Origin of the sequence: Pseudomonas sp. MF5691 (genome assembly GCF_016405645.1) — a bacterium.
Lineage (GTDB): Bacteria > Pseudomonadota > Gammaproteobacteria > Pseudomonadales > Pseudomonadaceae > Aquipseudomonas > Aquipseudomonas shahriarae.
In genome coordinates this window covers 20,834-39,499 of record NZ_JAEKDC010000001.1, presented here as the reverse complement: position 1 = coordinate 39,499, position 18,666 = coordinate 20,834, and the positions used below count along the sequence as shown (strand labels likewise).

The window sequence follows — 18,666 nt, the reverse complement described above, 5'->3', positions numbered from 1 at the left end:
AAAACGACTCTCCAATAGCGCCATACAGCCTGGGCCTACGCCGGGTAGCCGGTAATCTCGCGGATGCTCTGGTACAGCGGCTTGAGCTGGCGATACATGTGCAGGTAGACCTCGCGGTATAAGCGGTCGTACATCTGTTGCGCCTCGGGCTGGGGCATGAACACCTCGGCGGTGCGGGTCATGGCGGCGATGGCGGTATCGAAGTCCGGGTACAGCCCAAGCCCCACCGCACAGGCAATCGCCGCCCCCAGCCCGGACGCCTCGTAGACATGCGGACGCTCGGCGGGCAGGCCGAAGATATCGGCGGTCAGTTGCATCGCCGCGTCGCTCTGGGAACCGCCACCGGCCACGCGCAAGCGCTTGATCGACAGTTTCGACCGGCGCTCGATACGCTCCTTGCCCTGGCGCAAGGCATAGGCCAGCCCCTCGAGGATCGCCCGGTAGATATGGGCACGGGTGTGCACGTCGCCAAAGCCGATCATCGCGCCCTTGGCCTCTACACCCGGCTCGCGGATGCCCGGCGACCAGTAGGGTTGCAGGGTCAGGCCCATGGAGCCGGGCGGCACCGCGTTGACCAGCGCATCGAACAGTTGCTCAGGTTCCAGGCCCTGCTCCCGGGCCTGCTGCATTTCCCGCAGGCCGAACTCGTTCTTGAACCAGCTGACCATCCAGTAGCCGCGATAGATCATCACTTCGCAGTTGTAGTGATCGGGGATCGCCGCCGGATACGGCGGGATCAGCGGCACTATCTCCAGGTAGCGCGAGCGGGTAGTGGTGATGGTCGCCGTGGTGCCGTAGGACAGGCACGCGGTCGTCGCCTCCACCACGCCGGAACCGAGCACCTCGCAGGCCTTGTCGGAGCCGGCGGCAATCAGTGGCAGGCCCTCGGGGATCCCGGTGTGGCGGCTGGCCTCGGCGGTGATGCGGCCCAGTTCTTCTCCTGGCTTATACAGGCGCGGCAACTGCTGCGCACGCACCGCCAGGGCCTGCCATTTCCAGTCCCGGGGCGCGGCCCAGCGCAGGTGCTTGAAGTCGAAGGGCAAGTAGCCCACGCAGCACCCCACCGAGTCGACAAAACGCCCGGTCAGGCGATGGCTGAGAAAGCCCGAGAGCAGCAGGAACTTGTCGGTGGCTGCCCAGATATCCGGCTGATGCTGGGCGATCCAGTTGGCCTCGGCCTGGGCGCGAAAATAGTCCACCGTGGCCTCGGCGCCGATCAACTTGAACAGCCAGCCCCACGGGCCCTTGATCCCGCCCTCGGGCTCGCACTGACGCTGGTCGAGCCAGAGGATCGCCGGGCGCAAGGCCTGGCCTTGGGCATCGACATTGATCAAAGTGCCGCGCTGGGTGGTCAGGGACACGCCACGGATCAGGCTGCGGTCGATGCCGGTCTGCGCCCACAATTGCTGGCAGGCTTCGCCCAGTTTGCGCCAGTAGTAATCCGGATCCTGCTCGGCCCAGCCGGGCTGCGTGGAGTAGTAGGCCTGCAACTCGACCTTGCCTTTGCCCAGCAGATTGCCCTGCAAGTCGAACAACAGCGCGCGGACACTCTGGGTGCCGTTGTCGATCGCCAGCACATAGTGTTTGTCGGGGGAATTGTTATCCACGAAGCTCTCTTTATTCATGACGCGCTCTTCAGATCGAGGCGGACGGGACGCTGTGATGGCGTTGCCAGAGTTGCAGGTAGCGCTGCTGTTCCTGTTCCCAGCGCGTGTCGTCCCAGCCCAGGCGCGGCTGACATAGCCGGCGGATGTCTGGCAGGTAGTGAGCGGCGCCGTCGGGCAGTAGCAACCCCAGACGGGTGCGGCGCAACAACAGGTCGTCCAGGTGCAGGACCATCTCGGCCTCGGCGGCAAACGCCAGCTCCGCCCACAAGGTATCGCTGGCGCCGACACACTCGCTGCCCAGGCTGCGTATCAGCCGGGCCAAACGTGGCAGGTCACGGCCATGGCGCCCGGCCAGACGCCGCAGGCCGGCGGCGCTCAGCCCAGGAATCGCCTGCAGCGGCACGGCCTGGAACACTGGCGCGCCGTCATCCTCCAGGGTCTTCCCGAGCATCCCGGCACAGGCCCGCAACACCTCGATGGCCTGGGGCCTGAAGGTGGTCAGCTTGCCCCCCGCCAACGTCACGCAGCCCGGCTCCTGCCACAGCACATGCTCGCGGGTTTCATTGGAGGGCTTGGCCTGGGAGTCTGCGGCGCCCACCACCGGGCGCACCCCGGACCAGGTGCACAGCACGTCCGCCGCCGTTACCTCGGCCTGGGGAAATGGCTGGGCGCAGGCCTCCAGCAGGTAGTCGAGTTCTTCGCGGGTAATGCTCGCCCCGAGGTCCAGGTCCTCGCGATGATCCAGGTCGGTGGTGCCCACCACAGTGGCCCCTTCCCAGGGAAAGACGAATACCGGGCGACCGTCGCGCCGATGCATGAAACTGAAGGCGTGGGCCACCGGCAAGCGCCAGCCCGGCAACAACAAGTGGCTGCCTCGCAAGGGCCGCAACTGCCGCTGCCCACCACCCGGTTGCAGGCGTTCAGCCCAGGCGCCGGTGGCCACTGCCAGCACCGCGCAACGCACTTGCATAACGGCAGCGCCTTGCGTGTCCTCGACCTCGACCCCACACACCCGCCCGCCCTCGCGCAGCAACTGGCGCACCCGCAGGCCGTTCAGCGCCCAGGCGCCATCGGCGCGGGCCTCGGCCAACACACGCATGACCAGGCGCGCATCGTCGGTCAGGGCATCGCGAAACTGCGAAGCCCCCAGCAGGCCCGGCTCCATCAACCCCGGCGCCAGGTAGCGCAGTTGCGCAGGTTTATGAAACTGGCGGCTGCGACAACCGGCCAGGGCGTCATACAGGCACAGCAAACCGCCGAAGACGCGCGGTCCGGGGAACCCGCCGCGATAGTGCGGCATCAGGAAACTCAAGGGCTCCACCAACCCCGGTGCTTCGCCCATCAGGCGCTGGCGCTCGCGTACCGAATCACGGGCCAGGCGCCACTGGCCCTTGGCGATGTAGCGCAGGCCGCCATGGACCATTTTCGACGAGCGGCTGGAGGTGCCCCAGGCAAAATCCCGTTGCTCCAACAGCAGGCAGCGCCAACCGCGCCGGGCCGCCTCGCGCAGGATCCCGGCGCCGCTGATACCGCCGCCAATCACGATCAAGTCCCAGGTTTCATTCGCCAGCTGCGGCAGCACGGCCGCGCGCCACTGGGCATTCCAGTCATCGCTCATGGGCCTAGTCTTCCAGCAGGGTGCCGGGGTTCAGACGCCCGGCCGGATCGAAATGCCGGCTCAGGCTGTGCAGCGCAGCCATCGCCAGTTCGCCCTTCTCCCTCGGCAGGTAGGGCGCGTGGTCCTTGCCCACGCCATGCTGGTGGCTGATGGTGCCGTGGTTTTCGACGATGGTGCGGCTGGCCGCCTGCTTCAGGGCCTTCCAGCGCTCCAGGGTGGCCGGGTAGTCCGCCGCCGGGCGGAACACGTAGCTGGTGTAAATGCTCGAACCTTCGCCATAGACATGGGACAGGTGGGTAAACACATGGACCCGCTCGCCCTCGGCCGCCAGGCAGTCACGCAGGCTGGCCTCGATCGCGTGCAACAAGGCGTCGACATGGCACCAGTCGGTCGCAGTCTCCAGGGTGTCGACCACGTAGCCGGCATTCCAGAGATTCTCCCGCAGGTAGGGGAAGCGAAAACGGTTCTGTTGCCATTTCTTACCCAGCAGGGTGCCGGTGAACACCCCGCCAAAAGCCTTGAGGTGCTGGCGCGCCTGGCGTAACGACAAGGCATTCTGCCGACGATTGCCGGTGACGCCGAAAGTCAGCAGGCATTTGCCCTCGCCAGCCCCGCGCAGTGCCAGGTAGCGCTCCAGCCAGGCGATTTGATGGGGATGGCCAGCCAGCGCCAGTTGGGTCTGGGTTTCCATGGCATTCGACAGACGCAGCATCGACAGCGGCACCCGTGCCTGCACCAGTCGGCGGATCGCCTGCAGGGCCTGTGGCCAGTCGGGCAGGAACACGCCATAGAAACGCTCGTCCTCGGGCAGCGCGCTGACCCGGACCTTGACCGTGGAAATGATGCCGAAGCGCCCTTCGCTGCCCAACACCACTTCCCGCAGGTCAGGGCCGGCGGCCGAGGCCGGGAAGCTCGGGATTTCCAGGGGCCCGGCGAACGTTTCCAGGGTGCCGCCGGCGAACAGTTGCTCGATCCGCCCGTAGCGCAGCGATTGCTGGCCGCTCGAGCGGCTGGCCACCCAGCCGCCCAGGGTCGACAACTCCCAGGACTGCGGGAAGTGCCCCAGGGTGTAGCCTTTGGCACGCAACTGGCTCTCCACCTGGGGGCCACTGGCACCGGGGCCGAACGTGGCGATCAGGCTTTGTTCGTCGAGGTCGAGCAGGCGGTTCATGTGGGCCAGGGACACCGTCAGCACCGGGCGCGTGGACGCCGGCGGGTTGATATGTCCGGCCACGGACGTGCCACCGCCATAGGGAATCAGGCACAGGTCGGCACTGTCGGCCAGGGCCAGCAGCTGGCGGATCTGTTCGACAGTTTCCGGCAGGGCCACAGCATCCGGGTACCGACCCAGCGCACCTTCACGCAGGGCCAGCCAGTCCGGCAGGCTCTGACCGCGGGCATGCATCAGGCGGTCCCGGGGCTCGATGCTGTAAAGCGCGTGGGGCGCCAGCCGCGACGCGGGCACTGCGGCCAGGGCACTGTCCAGGCTGGCGTCCGGCAGGGTGTGCCCGTCGCCCAATCGCTCGCGCAGAAACGCTGCCCCATGGGCGGGCATCTCCATCTGCGTGGTTTCTTCGCCCCAGCCGTTCCAGCGTCGCATGCCTGTTTCTCCCAGCAGATCTTGTGATTTTCAGTGCTCCCATACTAATCAGCCGGCGCGGGCTGTCACGGTCGCATCGGGACAGATGGAGTAGCCAATTGGGTCACTCGCTGTATTACCGGATGTATCCACGGGAGCATTTACTTTAGTCACGATTTCAAATTACCTTGCGTGCCATCGACGCGCGCAAGGCACTGCCGCCGGCAACACCCCGCCAGGAACCCGATCATGCAGACACTCGGCTCTACCTCCGTCCCTCCTCTGCTGAAGTACCTGCGCCATGCCGAACAGCTCGGCGTGGCAACCGCCCCCGCACTGGAGGCGGCCGGGATCACTGCCGGCCAACTGGACGACAACAGCCTGCGCCTGCCTGTGGAAGCCCACGAACGACTGCTGGAGTATTTCTGCGAACATTCCGGGGACCTGCTGTTCGGGCTCAATTCAGCGCGCTTCGTGTTGCCCAACTCGTGGAGCGTGCTCGGCTACATCACCATGAACTGCGCGACCCTGGGCGAGGCAATGAACCGCATCATGCCGTTCGAAAAACTGGTGGGCGACATGGGCACCAGCCGCGCCGAAATGGTCCATGACCAAGTCCGCCTGATCTGGAACTGCCGCCACCAGCAGCCGCGCATCCGCCGGCATATGGTGGAGAACGTGCTGGCGTCCTGGCTGGTGTATGCCCGCTGGATCGCCGACACCGAACTGTCGCCAAGCCAGGTGTTGCTCGAACACCCATTGCCGGACGGCGCGCAGCTCAGCCAATACGAGGACTTCTTCGGTTGCCCGGTGCTGTTCGAGCAACCCTGCTCCGCCCTGGTGGCGCCCTTGAGCTACCTGCAAACGCCCCTGCGCCAGGCCGATGCGCAATTGCTGCGCACCCTGGAAGAACATGCCCTGGCCCTGATGGCCTCGCTGGACGATTCAAGCCTGGCGCTGCGGGTGAAAAACGCCCTGCGCCAGTTGCTCAAGGAAGGCCTGCCGCGCAAAGAACAGGTGGCCGAACAGTTCGCCATGTCGGTGCGCACCCTGCAACGCCAACTGCAGCAGGCCGGCACGTCCTACCAGCAGATCCTCGACGACCTGCGCCAGGAACTGGCCGAGCACTACCTGCTGCACAGCGACCTGCCGATCCAGGACATCGCCCAATACCTGGGCTTCACCGAACCCCGCTCGTTCCACCGCACCTTCAAGAGCCGCACCGGTGTGCCGCCGGGCGAGTATCGGCAGACCCATCGGGGCAGTTAGGGTTTGGGGGACTGCATTTCAGGTCCTGACCAAACAGAGTGAACCCGGTATTCAACACAACGAAGATCAAATATGGGAGCTGGCTTGCCTGCGATAGCGCCCGATCAGGCCATTCCTGGGTACTTGACTCTCCCCCTAGGGTCACACGCCATCCTGCGGGCCCGACTTCAGGACTCCCCACCCATGGCCCGCCGCATCCTGCTCATTCTTGGCCACCCCGCCAGCACCAGTTTCTGCTACGCCTTAGCCTCTGCCTATCGCGAATCAGCCAGCCGCGCCGGCCACGAAGTGCGCACCTTGTATCTGGGCGAGTTGAGCTTCGATCCTGTCCTGCACCACGGCTACGCTCAGGTACAAGCCTTGGAGCCGGACTTGCTCATGGCGCAATCCGACATCCTTTGGGCCGATCATCTGACGTTTATTTTCCCTATCTGGTGGGGGGGAATTCCAGCATTGATGAAAGGCTTCATCGACCGCGTGTTCCTGCCCGGTTTCGCCTTCAAATACCGCAAGGGCAAAGCATTCCCCGACAAGCTCTTGAAGGGCCGTACCGCCCATCTGCTGGTGGCCCTGGATACGCCGCCGTGGTATTACCGCTGGTTCTACCACATGCCCGGCCTGCACCAGATGCGCAAGACCACCCTTGAGTTGTGTGGTATCAAGCCGATCAAGACAATCATGTTCGGGCCTGTGCTGGGCTCTACTGCGGCGCAGCGCGACAAGTGGCTGAAAAAGGCTGGCACACTCTTTTAGGAATGGATCTGCATGTACATCGGTAAAGCCGCGCAGTTGTCAGGCACGACGATCAAGGCGATTCGTCACTATGAGGACATCGGCTTGCTGCCACCGCCGCAACGCGAGGGGCGGTATCGGGTTTACTCGACGCAGAGCGTTGAGCTGCTGACGTTTATCAAGTGCGCGCAGCAGTTGGGCTTCAAGCTCAAGGAGTTGCAGGGAATTCTCCACGGGCACCGTGGCGATGAGCTGCCGTGGCAGCGCGCCAACCAGGCGATCGCGCAAAAAAAGCTCGAGTTGATGACGCAGATCCAAGCCCTGCAACAGGTGCATGCAGGGCTGGTGGCGTTTGAGGGCAGCCTGGAGCAGGCCCAGGGTCAGTGCCAGTTTGCACGTCTGGTGGAAACCGGCACTGCGCGCAACAGCTAGTTCAGCAGATCGCCCCATTTGTTTTGCAGGGCGCGCTCTTCTGCCAGGATTTCCCGCGTCATGCTGTCAACCCATTGCTGGGCAAACCCATTGGCTTCACGCAGCAGCAGCATGATGTCATCGAGTTCAAAGTCGCCGGGTTTGGCCAAGTCCTTATGCTCATCCAGCATCTTCCTGACCATTTCATTGAGCTGCTGCTTGGTGGCCATTTTGGCCAACCCCATCGCCAAGGGCAGCATGTCGTCTTCAGGCTTGACCTTGTTGCCAGGGCTACGCTCCGTGTAGTTCTCACAAATAATCGCGAACCCGGTAAAGAAGGCCTCGAAAACCCCATCTTGCTGGCGGATAGGCTCGGGGATTTTGTGAAAGGAGAATCCGTACATAAAGCCCAAGACGAAGAAAACCTGGCTTTCCAGCTCTTCATCCGGGAAGCCAATGAGTTTTTTCGCCTTGGGAATTACTGCGCCCAGGCAACTGATCGGCAACTGCCAGATAACCGCTGAATCCGGGTCGTCGCGCTGTTCCTGCTTCAGGTCGGCAAGGATCGCCTGCATCTTTTCAATGGCCCGCTGCCCCGGTTGCACCACCGGTTCGTCGTCCATCAGCAAGTCATCGAGTTCGGCATGATAGGTCGGGGCCAGACGCGCCGTCGGGGTGATGTCTTGCAGCGCCGCAACCCGCTCGGCTTCGCCGGCCAACAGTTTATCGAGGAGCTTGTTGCGGTTGTCGAGGACGAAACGCACGAAGGTTTCTTCCTTGAGGGCCAGGCGCACGACACCGGGCAGAAAGGCGTAGATAAATGCGCCGAGCTTCTCGACATTGCCGTCATCGCGCAGGGCCGCCAGGGATGCCTCGCCGGTCTTGTCCTTGATGAACGGCAGGATCTTCGATTTGTTCTGCTCGATGGCCACGGCCACGTAGCCCAACAGCTTGTCCTTGCCGCTGACTTTTTTCTGCGGATCGTCAGGCGTTGTCTGTTCGATGACCGCCAAGGCGAGGATTTCTTCGGCAACCGGCTCTACAAGCACAGGCTCGGCTTCGGGCTTGGCGACGACCACTGCGACGGCAGGTTGCGCCACCGCCACCACCGGCTGATCAACCAGCCCACGGCGGGCATCCCCCAGTGCCTCGTTGATCACCGAGAAGAACTCACCCAGCTCTTTCTCACCCACCTGGGTAAAGGTTCCGACCTTGCGCGAGTTGACGAACAGGTCGCGCTTTTCCACTGCCAACGAATCCAAGTGGCGCCAGAAAAACAGGCGCGGGGTGTCGAAGACCATCTTCACCGCCAGCTTGCTCTCGCCCATCAACACGCCTTCCTTGGCGCCGCCAAACAGGGTGTCGTCAATCAGCACCAACACCTCGTCTTCGCGCATGTTGGCGCCGTAGGAGTCCAGCGCCGCCTGCAGCTTTTTCTGCGGGATGTGCGGGCGCACATACACGCGCTCCAGCCCCAGCCGCTCAGCCAGGCTGAGGGTCATGTGCACAATTGAATCAACCTGGGCCGCCGACAGCTCCTGGTTGCCGGCCGAGGCCTTTACCGCCGCAGGCTTCGCCACCGGGGCCGATTGCTCGCCGCCCCGGGTCCGCAGCCATTCCTGCAACAGGGAAAAGCAATCGTGCAGATCGTCTTTGTCCGGCATGTTGAAGGCAATCGCCTGACGCTTGTTGAGGAAGAGTTTGCTGCCCTTGAGCTCCAGGGCGTCCACTTCGTCATAGGCGTAGGCCACCGCGTCGCTGAAGCTCTCGCGGATGGCCAGGTATTGCTGGCCGATCAAGCAACCGTCCTTGCCGCTGGCGAACATGGTGTCATCAATCAGCACGACCACTTCGCTGGGGTCCACGGTCAGGCCGTAGGCAGAAAGGGCGTTGCTCAAGAGTTTTTTCGGGATGTTGGGTGCGACATGAACCCGTCCCGAGCTTGAATATTTTTGGGCCTGCAAAAACTCCAACAACGACATATCCCCATCTCCCTTTCTGATTTTTTTCAGCGTCATTGCGCCTGGCCATCGGAGGTTGCGCGGCAGAATAGCACTAGGCCACTATCCCGATCACCCTTCAAGACAGCTCCAGCCTTACCTTCAGCTCCTGGACCCGCGCCCGCTCTGCCCGCAAAGCGCGCTTGAGCTCACGGTTTTCCATCTCGCGGATCTTTGCCCAGCGTGCCGCCGAACGGCACCCTGCAACGAACGTCCAGATTTCCCGCAGGCGCAGGTACTGCATCAACAGCACCAGCAAAATCACGCCAATGAGTACCAACGCACTTGTCGAAATAACCTCCGACATCCCCATGTCCTGCTTCCTTTTAGTGAGTTCGAGCGATCTCGAAGACAGCCAAAAGATATGTCGTGTTTTATTACAGGTCTACACTGTAGACAGATACAGGTAAAGTAATCGCACATATGGGAGGGGTCATGAAACGCAAACAATCCGTCGAACAGGTACGCTGGGACCTGGCACTTCGCTATCGTTTGATCGAGACCGTCGCCTGGTGGGAGGGCCGCCTGACCACGGGGCACTTGATCCAGAGCTTTGGCATCAGCCGCCAGCAGGCCTCGAAAGACATCAACACCTACATCACCGAACATGCGCCCCGAAACTTGACATATGACAAGCAGCTCAAGGGCTACATCCCGAGCAAGCACTTCAAGCCGCGCTTTATCGACGACAGCGCCAGCGCCTATTTACACCTGCTGTACCAGAACAACGAACGCGCACCACACATTGAAGGGCTAGCGCTGGCCTATGCCCATACCAAGGTGCTGGAGGTGCCGGACCGCAGCATCCGCCCACAAATCCTGCGCCCGCTGCTCAAGGCTTGCCGCGAAGGTTTGCGCCTGGAAACCGAGTACGTGTCCCTGGCCAACCCCGAGCCGGAGGTGCGCCTGATTGCCCCGCACACCCTGGTGTACACCGGCATGCGCTGGCACGTGCGGGCCTACTGTGAGAAGAACGGCAAATACCGCGACTTTGTGCTCAGCCGCCTGCGCGGCGAACCGGAGTTGCTGGGCAAATCCGAAAACCTGATCGGCGATGACCACGTCTGGGAAACCGCCGTGAACCTGGTGATCACCCCGGACCAGCGCCTGGCGGCGGCGCAACGGGCAATCATCGAGGCGGATTTCGGCATGCTCGATGGGCAGTTGGTGATCCCCAGTCGCCAGGCCCTGGTGAAGTACGTCCTGCAGCGCTACCAGATTGATCCGAAGAACCTCGACCCCAAACCCGAGGCCCAGCAGATTGTGGTGAAGAACCTGCAGGAGCTGAAGCCTTGGCTGTATGACTGAAAAACCCCGGTGCGCTCAAGCGCCCCTCATTTGCCCCTACCCCCCCTATCTGCTAGTGTCGCGCCCGTTTACCGTCAACCGGAATAGCCGCCATGGCCCGCAAAAAAGTTGCACTCGATTTCGAACAATCCCTCGCCGATCTGCAAACCCTGGTCGAGCGTCTGGAGAACGGCGAGTTGTCGCTGGAAGACTCGTTGACGGCGTTTGAGCAAGGTATTGGCCTGACCCGCGATTGCCAGAGCGCTCTGGCGCAGGCGGAGCAGAAGGTCCAGGTGTTGCTGGAACGGGATGGGGAGTTGGCCGAAGAACCTTTCGACGCGGAACAAGCGCAATGATCGACGTTTATCAGGCCAGCAGTCAGGCCCGGGTCAATGCTGCGCTGGAACCGCTGTTTGTGGCACCAAGCCCGGAGTTGGCCAGGCTGTATGAGGCCATGCGTTATAGCGTGATGAACGGCGGCAAGCGCGTACGGCCTTTGCTCGCCTATGCGGCCTGTGAAGCGCTGGGCGTGGACGCCGCGCAAGCCAATGGCGCGGCGTGTGCGGTGGAATTGATTCATGCCTATTCGCTGGTGCATGACGATTTGCCAGCCATGGACGATGACGATCTGCGTCGCGGCCAGCCCACTACCCATAAGGCTTTTGACGAAGCCTGTGCGATCCTCGCCGGTGACGGCCTGCAAAGCCTGGCGTTCAGCGCCCTGCTCGACCCGCGTTTGAGCGGCGTGAATGCCGAGATCCGCCTGCGCATGGTCACTGCGTTGGCCGCCGCCGCAGGCCCGGCCGGTATGGTCGGGGGCCAGGCAATTGACCTCGGCTCGGTCGGCCTCAAACTGGACCAGCAAGCCCTGGAATATATGCACCGCCACAAGACCGGGGCGCTGATCGAGGCTGCCGTGCACCTCGGCGCCCTGGCCAGTGGTCGCGCCGAAGCGGCGCAGTTGGCCGCTTTGCAGATCTATGCCCGGGCCATCGGCCTGGCGTTCCAGGTGCAGGACGATATTCTCGACGTGGAAAGCGATACCGCGACCCTCGGCAAGCGCCAGGGCGCCGATATTGCCCGTGACAAGCCGACCTATCCGTCGCTGTTGGGGCTGGATGCCGCCAAGGCCTATGCCCTGGAGCTGCGCGACCAGGCCCTGGCCGCCCTGCGACCATTCGACGCGGCAGCCGAGCCGCTGCGTGACCTGGCGCGGTATATCGTCGAACGCCGCCACTGATTACGGCGGCGATTACCGCCGCATATCGGCCAAGTTCGGTGCTCTGCGTGGGCAGTTTGCGATGCTTGAGGTAAACTGCCGCCTCTTCTATACCTATAACGATTCGCCTGATGCCCACGACGTTTCAAGAGATTCCCCGCAAGCGCCCGACCACGCCGCTGCTGGACCGTGCCAACACGCCGGCCGGCTTGCGCCGTCTGGGTGAAGCCGAGCTGGAAACCCTGGCCGATGAGTTGCGCCTGGAATTGCTCTACACGGTCGGCCAGACCGGTGGGCATTTTGGTGCAGGCCTGGGCGTCATCGAGCTGACCATCGCGCTGCATTACGTATTCGACACCCCGGACGACCGGCTGGTGTGGGACGTGGGTCACCAGGCGTATCCGCACAAAATCCTCACCGGACGCCGCGAGCGCATGGCTACCTTGCGCCAGAAGGACGGCATCGCCGCCTTCCCGCGCCGCTCCGAGAGCGAATACGACACCTTTGGCGTCGGCCACTCCAGCACCTCGATCAGCGCAGCCCTGGGCATGGCGATTGCCGCCCGTCTGCAAAACAGCGATCGCAAGGCAATTGCCGTGATCGGTGATGGCGCGCTGACAGCCGGCATGGCGTTTGAAGCGTTGAACCATGCGCCGGAAGTGGACGCCAATATGCTGGTGATCCTCAACGACAACGACATGTCGATCTCGCGCAATGTCGGTGGTTTGTCCAATTACCTGGCAAAGATTCTGTCCAGCCGCACCTATGCCAGCATGCGCGAAGGCAGCAAAAAAGTGCTGTCACGCCTGCCCGGCGCGTGGGAAATTGCCCGCCGCACCGAAGAATACGCCAAGGGCATGCTGGTCCCCGGCACCCTGTTCGAAGAGCTGGGCTGGAACTATATCGGCCCGATCGACGGGCACGACCTGCCGACCCTGATCGCCACCCTGCGCAATATGCGCGACCTCAAGGGCCCGCAGTTCCTGCATATCGTCACCAAGAAAGGCAAAGGCTTCGCCCCGGCGGAAGTCGACCCGATTGGTTACCACGCCATCACCAAGCTCGAACCGCTGGACGCGCCCGTGGCGGCGCCAAAAAAGGCCAGCGGGCCGAAGTACTCCGGTGTATTTGGCGAATGGCTGTGCGACATGGCCGCCGCCGACCCGCGCCTGGTGGGCATTACCCCAGCGATGAAGGAAGGCTCGGACCTGGTGGCGTTCAGCGAGCGTTTCCCGCTGCGTTACTTCGATGTGGCGATTGCCGAGCAACATGCGGTGACCTTTGCCGCCGGCATGGCCTGCGAAGGCGCCAAACCGGTGGTGGCGATCTACTCGACCTTCCTGCAACGCGGTTATGACCAGCTTATTCACGATGTAGCGGTGCAGAACCTCGACGTGCTGTTCGCCATCGACCGCGCCGGCTTGGTGGGCGAAGACGGCCCGACACACGCCGGCAGCTACGATCTGTCGTACTTGCGCTGCATCCCCGGCATGCTGGTGATGACCCCGAGCGACGAGAACGAGCTGCGCAAGATGCTCAGCACCGGCCACCTGTACAACGGCCCGGCAGCGGTACGTTACCCCCGTGGCAACGGCCCGAATGCGGTGATCGAGAAAGACCTGGAACCGATCGAGATAGGCAAGGGCATCGTGCGGCGCCAGGGCAGCAAGACCGCGTTCCTGGTGTTTGGCGTGCAACTGGCCGAAGCCCTGAAAGTGGCGGAGAAAATCGACGCCACCGTGATCGACATGCGCTTTGTCAAACCCCTCGACGAAGCCCTGGTGCGCGAGATCGCCGGCAGCCATGAATTGCTGGTGACCGTTGAAGAAAACGCCATCATGGGCGGCGCCGGTGCGGCCGTCAGCGAATTCCTGGCGCGGGAGAACATCCTCAAGTCGGTGCTGCACCTGGGCTTGCCGGACATTTATGTGGAGCACGCCAAACCCGCGCAGATGCTGGCTGAGTGTGGGCTGGATGAAGCGGGGATCGAGGCTGCGGTTCGCCATCGCATGGCTTTGCTCGGCCTGTAAACCGGACCAAACTGTGGGAGCTGGCTGGCCTGCGATGCAAACACCTCGGTCTTTCAGAGAGACCTGGGCGACGCAATCGCAGGCCAGCCAGCTCCCACATTTGTTTTGTATTGCCTTGGAATCCATGGACGGCCCATGAAACACCTTCGACTTGCCCTGCCACTCCTGCTCTTGCCCACTGTGGACCTGCTCGCCGACACCCGCGACGCTGCCCTGAAGCTCCCCGATGTGGTGATCAGCGCCAACCGCCAGGTGCAGGCACGCAATGACAGCAGTGCTGCCAACACCGTGTTCACCCGGGACGATATCGACCGCCTGCAACCCTCCAGCCTGACCGACCTGCTCAGCCGCGTGCCCGGCGTGCAAGTGGCGCGCACCGGTGGCCGGGGCAGCTTGCCGGGGATTTTCATACGTGGCACCAAGTCCGCGCAAAGCCTGGTGCTGGTGGATGGCCAGCGGATTGCCAATAGCACGTCCGGCGACAGCGGCCTGCAATACCTGAATATTGATCAGATTGAGCGGGTAGAAGTGCTGCGCGGGTCGCGCTCGGTGATTTACGGCAGCGATGCGATTGGCGGGGTGATCCAGGTATTTACCCGCCGCAATGCCGGGCCAGGCCTGCAGCCGCGCTTGAAGCTGGGCTTTGGCAGCCACAACACCTGGGAACGCAGCCTGGGCCTGTCGGGCGGCGATGAACGCACGCGCTTCAACCTGGGCGCGAGCCTGGATGACACCGCCGGTATCGACTGGAGCCACATCTCCTTCCCCAGCGACCGCGACCATGATGCCTATCGCAATAAGTCGCTGAGCTTGAACCTGAGCCATGAGTTCAGCGATGAGCTGGAGGTGGGTTTCAACCTGCTGGATAGCCGGGGCAAGTCGGAATATGACAACAGCTTTGGTCGCTATGATTTCGCTACCGGGCAAAGTGTCGGCCAGAAGCCCTATACCGACTACACCGTCAGCAGCGCCAGCGCGTACATCGACGCCCAACTCAACGAGGCCTGGCAGACCCGCGTGGAGCTGGGCCACAGCGAAAACCGCGACACCAAACGCGACAAGCTCAGCACTGACTTCAGTGTGTTCAACACCTATCGCGACTCGATCAACTGGCAGAACGACCTGACGCTCGATCAGCAAAACAGCCTGATCCTGGGCGGTGATTGGTATGAAGACCGTTTTCACGGCAGCACCACGCTCAGCGAAAACAGCCGCTGGAACCGCGCCGCGTTTATCCAGCATCGTTTCAAGGGCGAGTGGTTTTCCACCGAACTGGGGCTGCGCCGCGACCAAAACCAGCAATTTGGCGGGCAGAACAGTTGGAGCGGTACGCTGACCTTGCCAGTTAACAGCGAAAACGACGTGTTGCTAAGTTACAGCGAAGGCTTTCGTGCGCCGACGTTTAATGATCTGTACTACCCGAACGAAAACGGGTTTATAAGCAGCAATCCAGACCTTAAACCTGAAACCTCAAAAAGCTACGAGGTGCAGTGGCGTAGCCAACTCAGCGACGTCAGCCGGTTAGAAGCCTCGCTATATCGGACTGATATCAAGGACGCGATCATCTACGACAATTCGGGTCCGCACAATGTCGCCACCGCCCGCATCAACGGCTTCGAAGCCGCACTCAAGCAAGAACTGTTCGGCTGGCAAGGCAACCTCGGCCTGTCGATCATCGACCCACGCGACCGCAACAGCGGCCACACCCTGGCACGCCGTGCCCGGCGCACCCTGAACCTGGACCTGGATCGGCAGTTCGAACAATTGAGCCTGGGCGCCAGTTGGCAGGCCATCAGCAGCAGCTACGATGCCGAAGACAACAAGCACCGCCTCTCGGGCTATTACCTGCTGGGGTTGCGCAGCGGTTGGGCGCTGAATCGGGAAGTGGCGCTGTCGCTGAAGGTCGATAACCTGCTGGATCGCCGCTATACACGGGCGCGTTACAGCTATAACGATCCGACCTTCCAGAGCAATCAGCCATATCGAGAAGAAGGCCGGACGTGGATGCTTGGGGTGACGTGGACGCCGCAGCTCTGAGGTTGTCCGGGCCGACGCCATCGCAGGCAAGCCAGCTCCCACATGGGTTCTGTGGTGTGGCCAAAATATTCTGCACTGCCGAGCGCCCACCTTTTGATGTATGAATACAGTCAAATGTGGGAGCTGGCTTGCCTGCGATAGCGCTCTCAACGGTTCGGCGCAATAACCTGACACAGCCGGCCCACCGCCTCCACCATCTGCCCACTGGGCCGTTCCAGGCCTTTGTCCGGCACGATCAGCAAACGCCCCTGAGCCACCGCCGCCACCTGGGGCCAGGCCTTCCAATCGTCCAGTTGCGCTTGATCCGCCGCGAGGATCACTTCGGGATCACGTTGCAACACCGATTCGATACTGACCTGCGGGGCTGGCAGCTTGAGGTCATCAAACACATTGCGCGCGCCACACACGCTAAGCGCATCGCTGATGATCTGCCCACCGCCCACGGTGTACAGAGGCTGGTTCCACACCTGATAGAACACCCGCAACGGCTGGCTGCGCTGATAGCGCTGGCGCAACTCGGCCAAGCGTTGACGCAAGCGGGCAGCCAATTGGCGACCTTCATCAGCGCGGCCTAGCTGTCGGGCGATGACTTCGACCTGGCTGCTCAGTTGTTCAAGGCTATGGGGTTCGGCGACGTAAACAGGGATGTTCAAACGCTTGAGCTGCTCGCGCTGGGCCGGGCCGACGCTGCCTGGCCAGAGCAGCAGCAAGTCAGGCTGCAGGCTGAGCAGTCGTTCCAGATCCAACTGCCCATAACGCCCCACCGAGGGCAGGCTACGCAGCGCTTCAGGCCGTTCACCACCGTCGAGTACGCCCACCAGCAGATCGCTGGCGCCCAGTTCAACGACGATTTCAGATAAGGAAGGCGCGAGGCTGACCACCCGCTCGACCGCCATCGCCGACGCACTGGCGGCCAGCAGCAGACCCGCCAGCCAGAGGCGCATCAGCCGAGTTGACGCGGGATGCGATAGAGGTAGAACAGCACCAGGGTCGACAATGCCAGCAGAAACAGCGGCACCGCTTCCAGGCCAACGAACACTGCCAGTGCACCGATCCAGGCGGGAAACGCCGCGACCAGCAGCGCCGTACGCCGACGGGCCGCGAGGGTGATCCACGCGGCCGGCTCTTCAGGCGTATCGAGGGCCTTGGAGGTGGCGATCAGTGCATGTTTATAGGCATGGAAGTAACGCAGGCTGGCAAACATCGAGGCAACGCCGGCGATAAAGAATGGCATTGCCAGCACCGGCAACAACGGCTCGCCCTGGCCAAATACCAGATTGATCACGAACAACGGCAACAACGCCAGCGCCAGGTACTGCCACCAACTGAAGGACAGGCGCCGCTTGACCTGACCGCGCGTCACGCCCGGTCTGCCTCGCCCTGATGCTCGTTGCCCATCATATGGTCGAGCTTGCTGGCCTTGGTCGCCAGGTAGAGTTTGTTGTGCGGGTTATGCCCGGTGTGCAGCGGCACACGCTCGGCGACGGTGATGCCCATCTCGGTCAAGGCCTTGACCTTGCGCGGGTTGTTGGTCATCAGGCGCAGGGACTGGATGCCCAGGTGCTCAAGCATCGGCAGGCAGATGGCGTAATCGCGCTGATCGGCGGCGAAACCCAGGCGCTCGTTGGCCTCGACGGTATCGGCGCCACCGTCTTGCAGTTCGTAGGCGCGGATCTTGTTCAGCAGGCCAATGCCACGGCCTTCCTGACGCAGATACAGCAGCACGCCACGGCCTTCACGGGCGATGGCTTGCATGGCGGCTTCCAGTTGCGAGCCGCAGTCGCAGCGCTGGCTGAACAGTGCGTCACCGGTCAGGCACTCAGAGTGCAAGCGGCCCAGGACCGGGGCGCCATCGGCCACATCGCCCAGGCTGAGCACGACGTGCTCGCGCCCGGAGGCTTTTTCAAGAAAGCCATGCATGGTGAACGTGGCAAAAGGGGTAGGCAGCTTGGAAGCAGCGACGAAAACGACGGGCACCGTGTGCTCCTGATTTCAGATTTCACAGAGGCGGGCATTGTAACAGCACGTTCCTACAGACGCTTAAGCTGAATTATCGCTGATAAAGATCAATAGGTTCGATTGGCCTTTGCCTTGGTTCTATGGGCGTCAAAACGGATACGGTTGGTTCCAGCGCTGGAAAATCGGTTTCAACTCGCCGCTTTTCACCAACAACTCCATGCGCCGGTCAAATACCCCCCGCAATGACCGCCCTCTCTCACTGTCGGTAAACCCCAGGAACAACGGCAATTCGGCAATGTGCGTGAGTTTGAACGCCGATGGGTCGTCAGCCTGGCCGAGGATGTACTGCAGTTCGGCCAGGGCATCAATGTAGAAGTCGGCCCGCCCATGCTGGAGCATCGGCAAAATCCCGCTACGTCGTTCGATCTGGTTGAAACGATGAATATTGGGCAGGTATTCCTCGTACTTGTAGCCACGTACCCAGGTCAGGCGGTAAGAGCCCAGGGTCACCAGGGTCGGCGCCGGGCTGCCCGCCAGGCCCAGGGCGTAGATGTGGTCGGAGTCGTAGTGCCAGCGGGCGTACAGCACGCCCTCGGTCTCATCATGATAGGAGCCGACCCAGGCATCCACTTCGCCCCGCCGGGCCAGACCGACCGAACGGGTGTAGGGCACGCTGCGGATCTTGACCTTGACCCCGGCCGGCTCGAAGACTTCTCGCAACACATCCCAGGCCAGGCCGCTGCCATCGGCGTTGGTGTAGTCATTCCAGGTTTCACTGGCCAGACGGATCTGGCCGGGCACTTCGGGGGTGTCATCGGCCCACACGGGAGACGCGACCACACACAGCAGAATCAGCAACCAGCGTCGTAGCCCCATGATGACGCCCTCCATGGTAAAGCGATCGTTTCTACAACGCTG

At 62.5% G+C, this 18,666-nt stretch carries 16 protein-coding genes and 1 pseudogene; 8 read left to right on the top strand and 9 right to left on the bottom strand.

Features of this window, described 5'->3' with window-relative positions:
• Positions 1-35 precede the first annotated feature (35 nt).
• Genes JFT44_RS00210 through JFT44_RS00200 form a run of 3 tightly spaced genes read right to left on the bottom strand, consistent with a single transcriptional unit; the run spans position 36 to position 4,825 of the window.
• The gene (locus JFT44_RS00210; protein ID WP_057438979.1) at positions 36-1,625 is read right to left on the bottom strand and encodes an FGGY-family carbohydrate kinase; all 1,590 of its coding nucleotides are present in this window, start codon (positions 1,623-1,625) and stop codon (positions 36-38) included.
• Positions 1,626-1,635: 10 nt separating this feature from the next.
• Entirely contained in the window at positions 1,636-3,225 is a 1,590-nt protein-coding gene (locus JFT44_RS00205; RefSeq protein ID WP_115129095.1) for a glycerol-3-phosphate dehydrogenase/oxidase, read from the bottom strand.
• Positions 3,226-3,229: 4 nt separating this feature from the next.
• The gene (locus JFT44_RS00200; RefSeq protein ID WP_198830264.1) at positions 3,230-4,825 is read right to left on the bottom strand and encodes an FAD-binding oxidoreductase; all 1,596 of its coding nucleotides are present in this window, start codon (positions 4,823-4,825) and stop codon (positions 3,230-3,232) included.
• A 228-nt stretch (positions 4,826-5,053) separates the two neighbouring features.
• Here JFT44_RS00200 and JFT44_RS00195 point away from each other — a divergent pair, with 228 nt between their 5' ends.
• The 3 genes and pseudogenes from JFT44_RS00195 (at position 5,054) to JFT44_RS00185 (ending at position 7,237) form a co-directional block, all read left to right on the top strand.
• Entirely contained in the window at positions 5,054-6,073 is a 1,020-nt protein-coding gene (locus JFT44_RS00195) for an AraC family transcriptional regulator (RefSeq protein WP_115129096.1), read from the top strand.
• Positions 6,074-6,256: 183 nt separating this feature from the next.
• Positions 6,257-6,852, top strand: a pseudogene (locus tag JFT44_RS00190) (NAD(P)H-dependent oxidoreductase).
• Positions 6,839-7,237 (top strand): MerR family transcriptional regulator, encoded by a 399-nt coding sequence (locus JFT44_RS00185; RefSeq protein WP_198830263.1) that lies wholly within the window; start codon positions 6,839-6,841, stop codon positions 7,235-7,237. The pseudogene JFT44_RS00190 and the gene JFT44_RS00185 overlap by 14 nt, the downstream one beginning before the upstream one ends.
• Here the strand turns inward: JFT44_RS00185 and JFT44_RS00180 are convergent.
• Positions 7,234-9,114 carry a hypothetical protein gene (locus tag JFT44_RS00180; protein WP_186625006.1) on the bottom strand — a complete coding sequence of 627 codons (1,881 nt, stop codon included), beginning with the start codon at positions 9,112-9,114 and terminating at the stop codon, positions 7,234-7,236. The genes JFT44_RS00185 and JFT44_RS00180 overlap by 4 nt on opposite strands.
• A gap of 181 nt (positions 9,115-9,295) precedes the next feature.
• Positions 9,296-9,529, bottom strand: a complete 234-nt coding sequence (locus JFT44_RS00175) for a hypothetical protein (protein ID WP_120734212.1) — start codon at positions 9,527-9,529, stop codon at positions 9,296-9,298.
• A 122-nt stretch (positions 9,530-9,651) separates the two neighbouring features.
• Between JFT44_RS00175 and JFT44_RS00170 the strand changes: the two genes are divergently transcribed.
• From JFT44_RS00170 to JFT44_RS00150, 5 genes are all read left to right on the top strand, one after another.
• Positions 9,652-10,524, top strand: a complete 873-nt coding sequence (locus JFT44_RS00170) for a WYL domain-containing protein (protein WP_120734213.1) — start codon at positions 9,652-9,654, stop codon at positions 10,522-10,524.
• A 92-nt stretch (positions 10,525-10,616) separates the two neighbouring features.
• Positions 10,617-10,859 (top strand): exodeoxyribonuclease VII small subunit, encoded by a 243-nt coding sequence (locus JFT44_RS00165; RefSeq protein ID WP_029299452.1) that lies wholly within the window; start codon positions 10,617-10,619, stop codon positions 10,857-10,859.
• The gene (ispA, locus tag JFT44_RS00160) at positions 10,856-11,743 is read left to right on the top strand and encodes a (2E,6E)-farnesyl diphosphate synthase (protein WP_057444863.1); all 888 of its coding nucleotides are present in this window, start codon (positions 10,856-10,858) and stop codon (positions 11,741-11,743) included. Before JFT44_RS00165 ends, ispA begins: the two co-directional genes overlap by 4 nt.
• Positions 11,744-11,853: 110 nt before the next feature.
• The gene (dxs, locus tag JFT44_RS00155) at positions 11,854-13,752 is read left to right on the top strand and encodes a 1-deoxy-D-xylulose-5-phosphate synthase (RefSeq protein WP_057438974.1); all 1,899 of its coding nucleotides are present in this window, start codon (positions 11,854-11,856) and stop codon (positions 13,750-13,752) included.
• A 135-nt stretch (positions 13,753-13,887) separates the two neighbouring features.
• Positions 13,888-15,789 carry a TonB-dependent receptor domain-containing protein gene (locus JFT44_RS00150; protein ID WP_198830262.1) on the top strand — a complete coding sequence of 634 codons (1,902 nt, stop codon included), beginning with the start codon at positions 13,888-13,890 and terminating at the stop codon, positions 15,787-15,789.
• A gap of 146 nt (positions 15,790-15,935) precedes the next feature.
• Here JFT44_RS00150 and JFT44_RS00145 read toward each other — a convergent pair whose 3' ends face one another.
• From JFT44_RS00145 to JFT44_RS00130, 4 genes are all read right to left on the bottom strand, one after another.
• Positions 15,936-16,733 (bottom strand): cobalamin-binding protein, encoded by a 798-nt coding sequence (locus JFT44_RS00145; protein ID WP_198830261.1) that lies wholly within the window; start codon positions 16,731-16,733, stop codon positions 15,936-15,938.
• Entirely contained in the window at positions 16,733-17,152 is a 420-nt protein-coding gene (locus JFT44_RS00140) for a nuclear FMR1 interacting 1 family protein (RefSeq protein ID WP_057960742.1), read from the bottom strand. The genes JFT44_RS00145 and JFT44_RS00140 overlap by 1 nt, the downstream gene beginning before the upstream one ends.
• Positions 17,149-17,766: a GTP cyclohydrolase II gene (gene ribA / locus JFT44_RS00135; RefSeq protein WP_057438973.1), complete on the bottom strand. Its 618-nt coding sequence runs from the start codon at positions 17,764-17,766 to the stop codon at positions 17,149-17,151. The genes JFT44_RS00140 and ribA overlap by 4 nt, the downstream gene beginning before the upstream one ends.
• Before the next feature lie 129 nt (positions 17,767-17,895).
• Positions 17,896-18,624: an ABC transporter substrate-binding protein gene (locus JFT44_RS00130; protein WP_057438972.1), complete on the bottom strand. Its 729-nt coding sequence runs from the start codon at positions 18,622-18,624 to the stop codon at positions 17,896-17,898.
• Positions 18,625-18,666: the final 42 nt, after the last annotated feature.

Excerpts from the sequence above, each read along its gene's own strand:
- JFT44_RS00210 (WP_057438979.1), bottom strand. The coding sequence starts at position 1,625 with ATGAATAAAGAGAGCTTCGTGGATAACAATTCCCCCGACAAACACTAT.
- JFT44_RS00205 (WP_115129095.1), bottom strand. The coding sequence starts at position 3,225 with ATGAGCGATGACTGGAATGCCCAGTGGCGCGCGGCCGTGCTGCCGCAG.
- JFT44_RS00200 (WP_198830264.1), bottom strand. The coding sequence starts at position 4,825 with ATGCGACGCTGGAACGGCTGGGGCGAAGAAACCACGCAGATGGAGATG.
- JFT44_RS00195 (WP_115129096.1), top strand. The coding sequence starts at position 5,054 with ATGCAGACACTCGGCTCTACCTCCGTCCCTCCTCTGCTGAAGTACCTG.
- JFT44_RS00185 (WP_198830263.1), top strand. The coding sequence starts at position 6,839 with ATGTACATCGGTAAAGCCGCGCAGTTGTCAGGCACGACGATCAAGGCG.
- JFT44_RS00175 (WP_120734212.1), bottom strand. The coding sequence starts at position 9,529 with ATGGGGATGTCGGAGGTTATTTCGACAAGTGCGTTGGTACTCATTGGC.
- JFT44_RS00170 (WP_120734213.1), top strand. The coding sequence starts at position 9,652 with ATGAAACGCAAACAATCCGTCGAACAGGTACGCTGGGACCTGGCACTT.
- JFT44_RS00165 (WP_029299452.1), top strand. The coding sequence starts at position 10,617 with ATGGCCCGCAAAAAAGTTGCACTCGATTTCGAACAATCCCTCGCCGAT.
- ispA (WP_057444863.1), top strand. The coding sequence starts at position 10,856 with ATGATCGACGTTTATCAGGCCAGCAGTCAGGCCCGGGTCAATGCTGCG.
- dxs (WP_057438974.1), top strand. The coding sequence starts at position 11,854 with ATGCCCACGACGTTTCAAGAGATTCCCCGCAAGCGCCCGACCACGCCG.
- JFT44_RS00150 (WP_198830262.1), top strand. The coding sequence starts at position 13,888 with ATGAAACACCTTCGACTTGCCCTGCCACTCCTGCTCTTGCCCACTGTG.
- JFT44_RS00145 (WP_198830261.1), bottom strand. The coding sequence starts at position 16,733 with ATGCGCCTCTGGCTGGCGGGTCTGCTGCTGGCCGCCAGTGCGTCGGCG.
- JFT44_RS00130 (WP_057438972.1), bottom strand. The coding sequence starts at position 18,624 with ATGGGGCTACGACGCTGGTTGCTGATTCTGCTGTGTGTGGTCGCGTCT.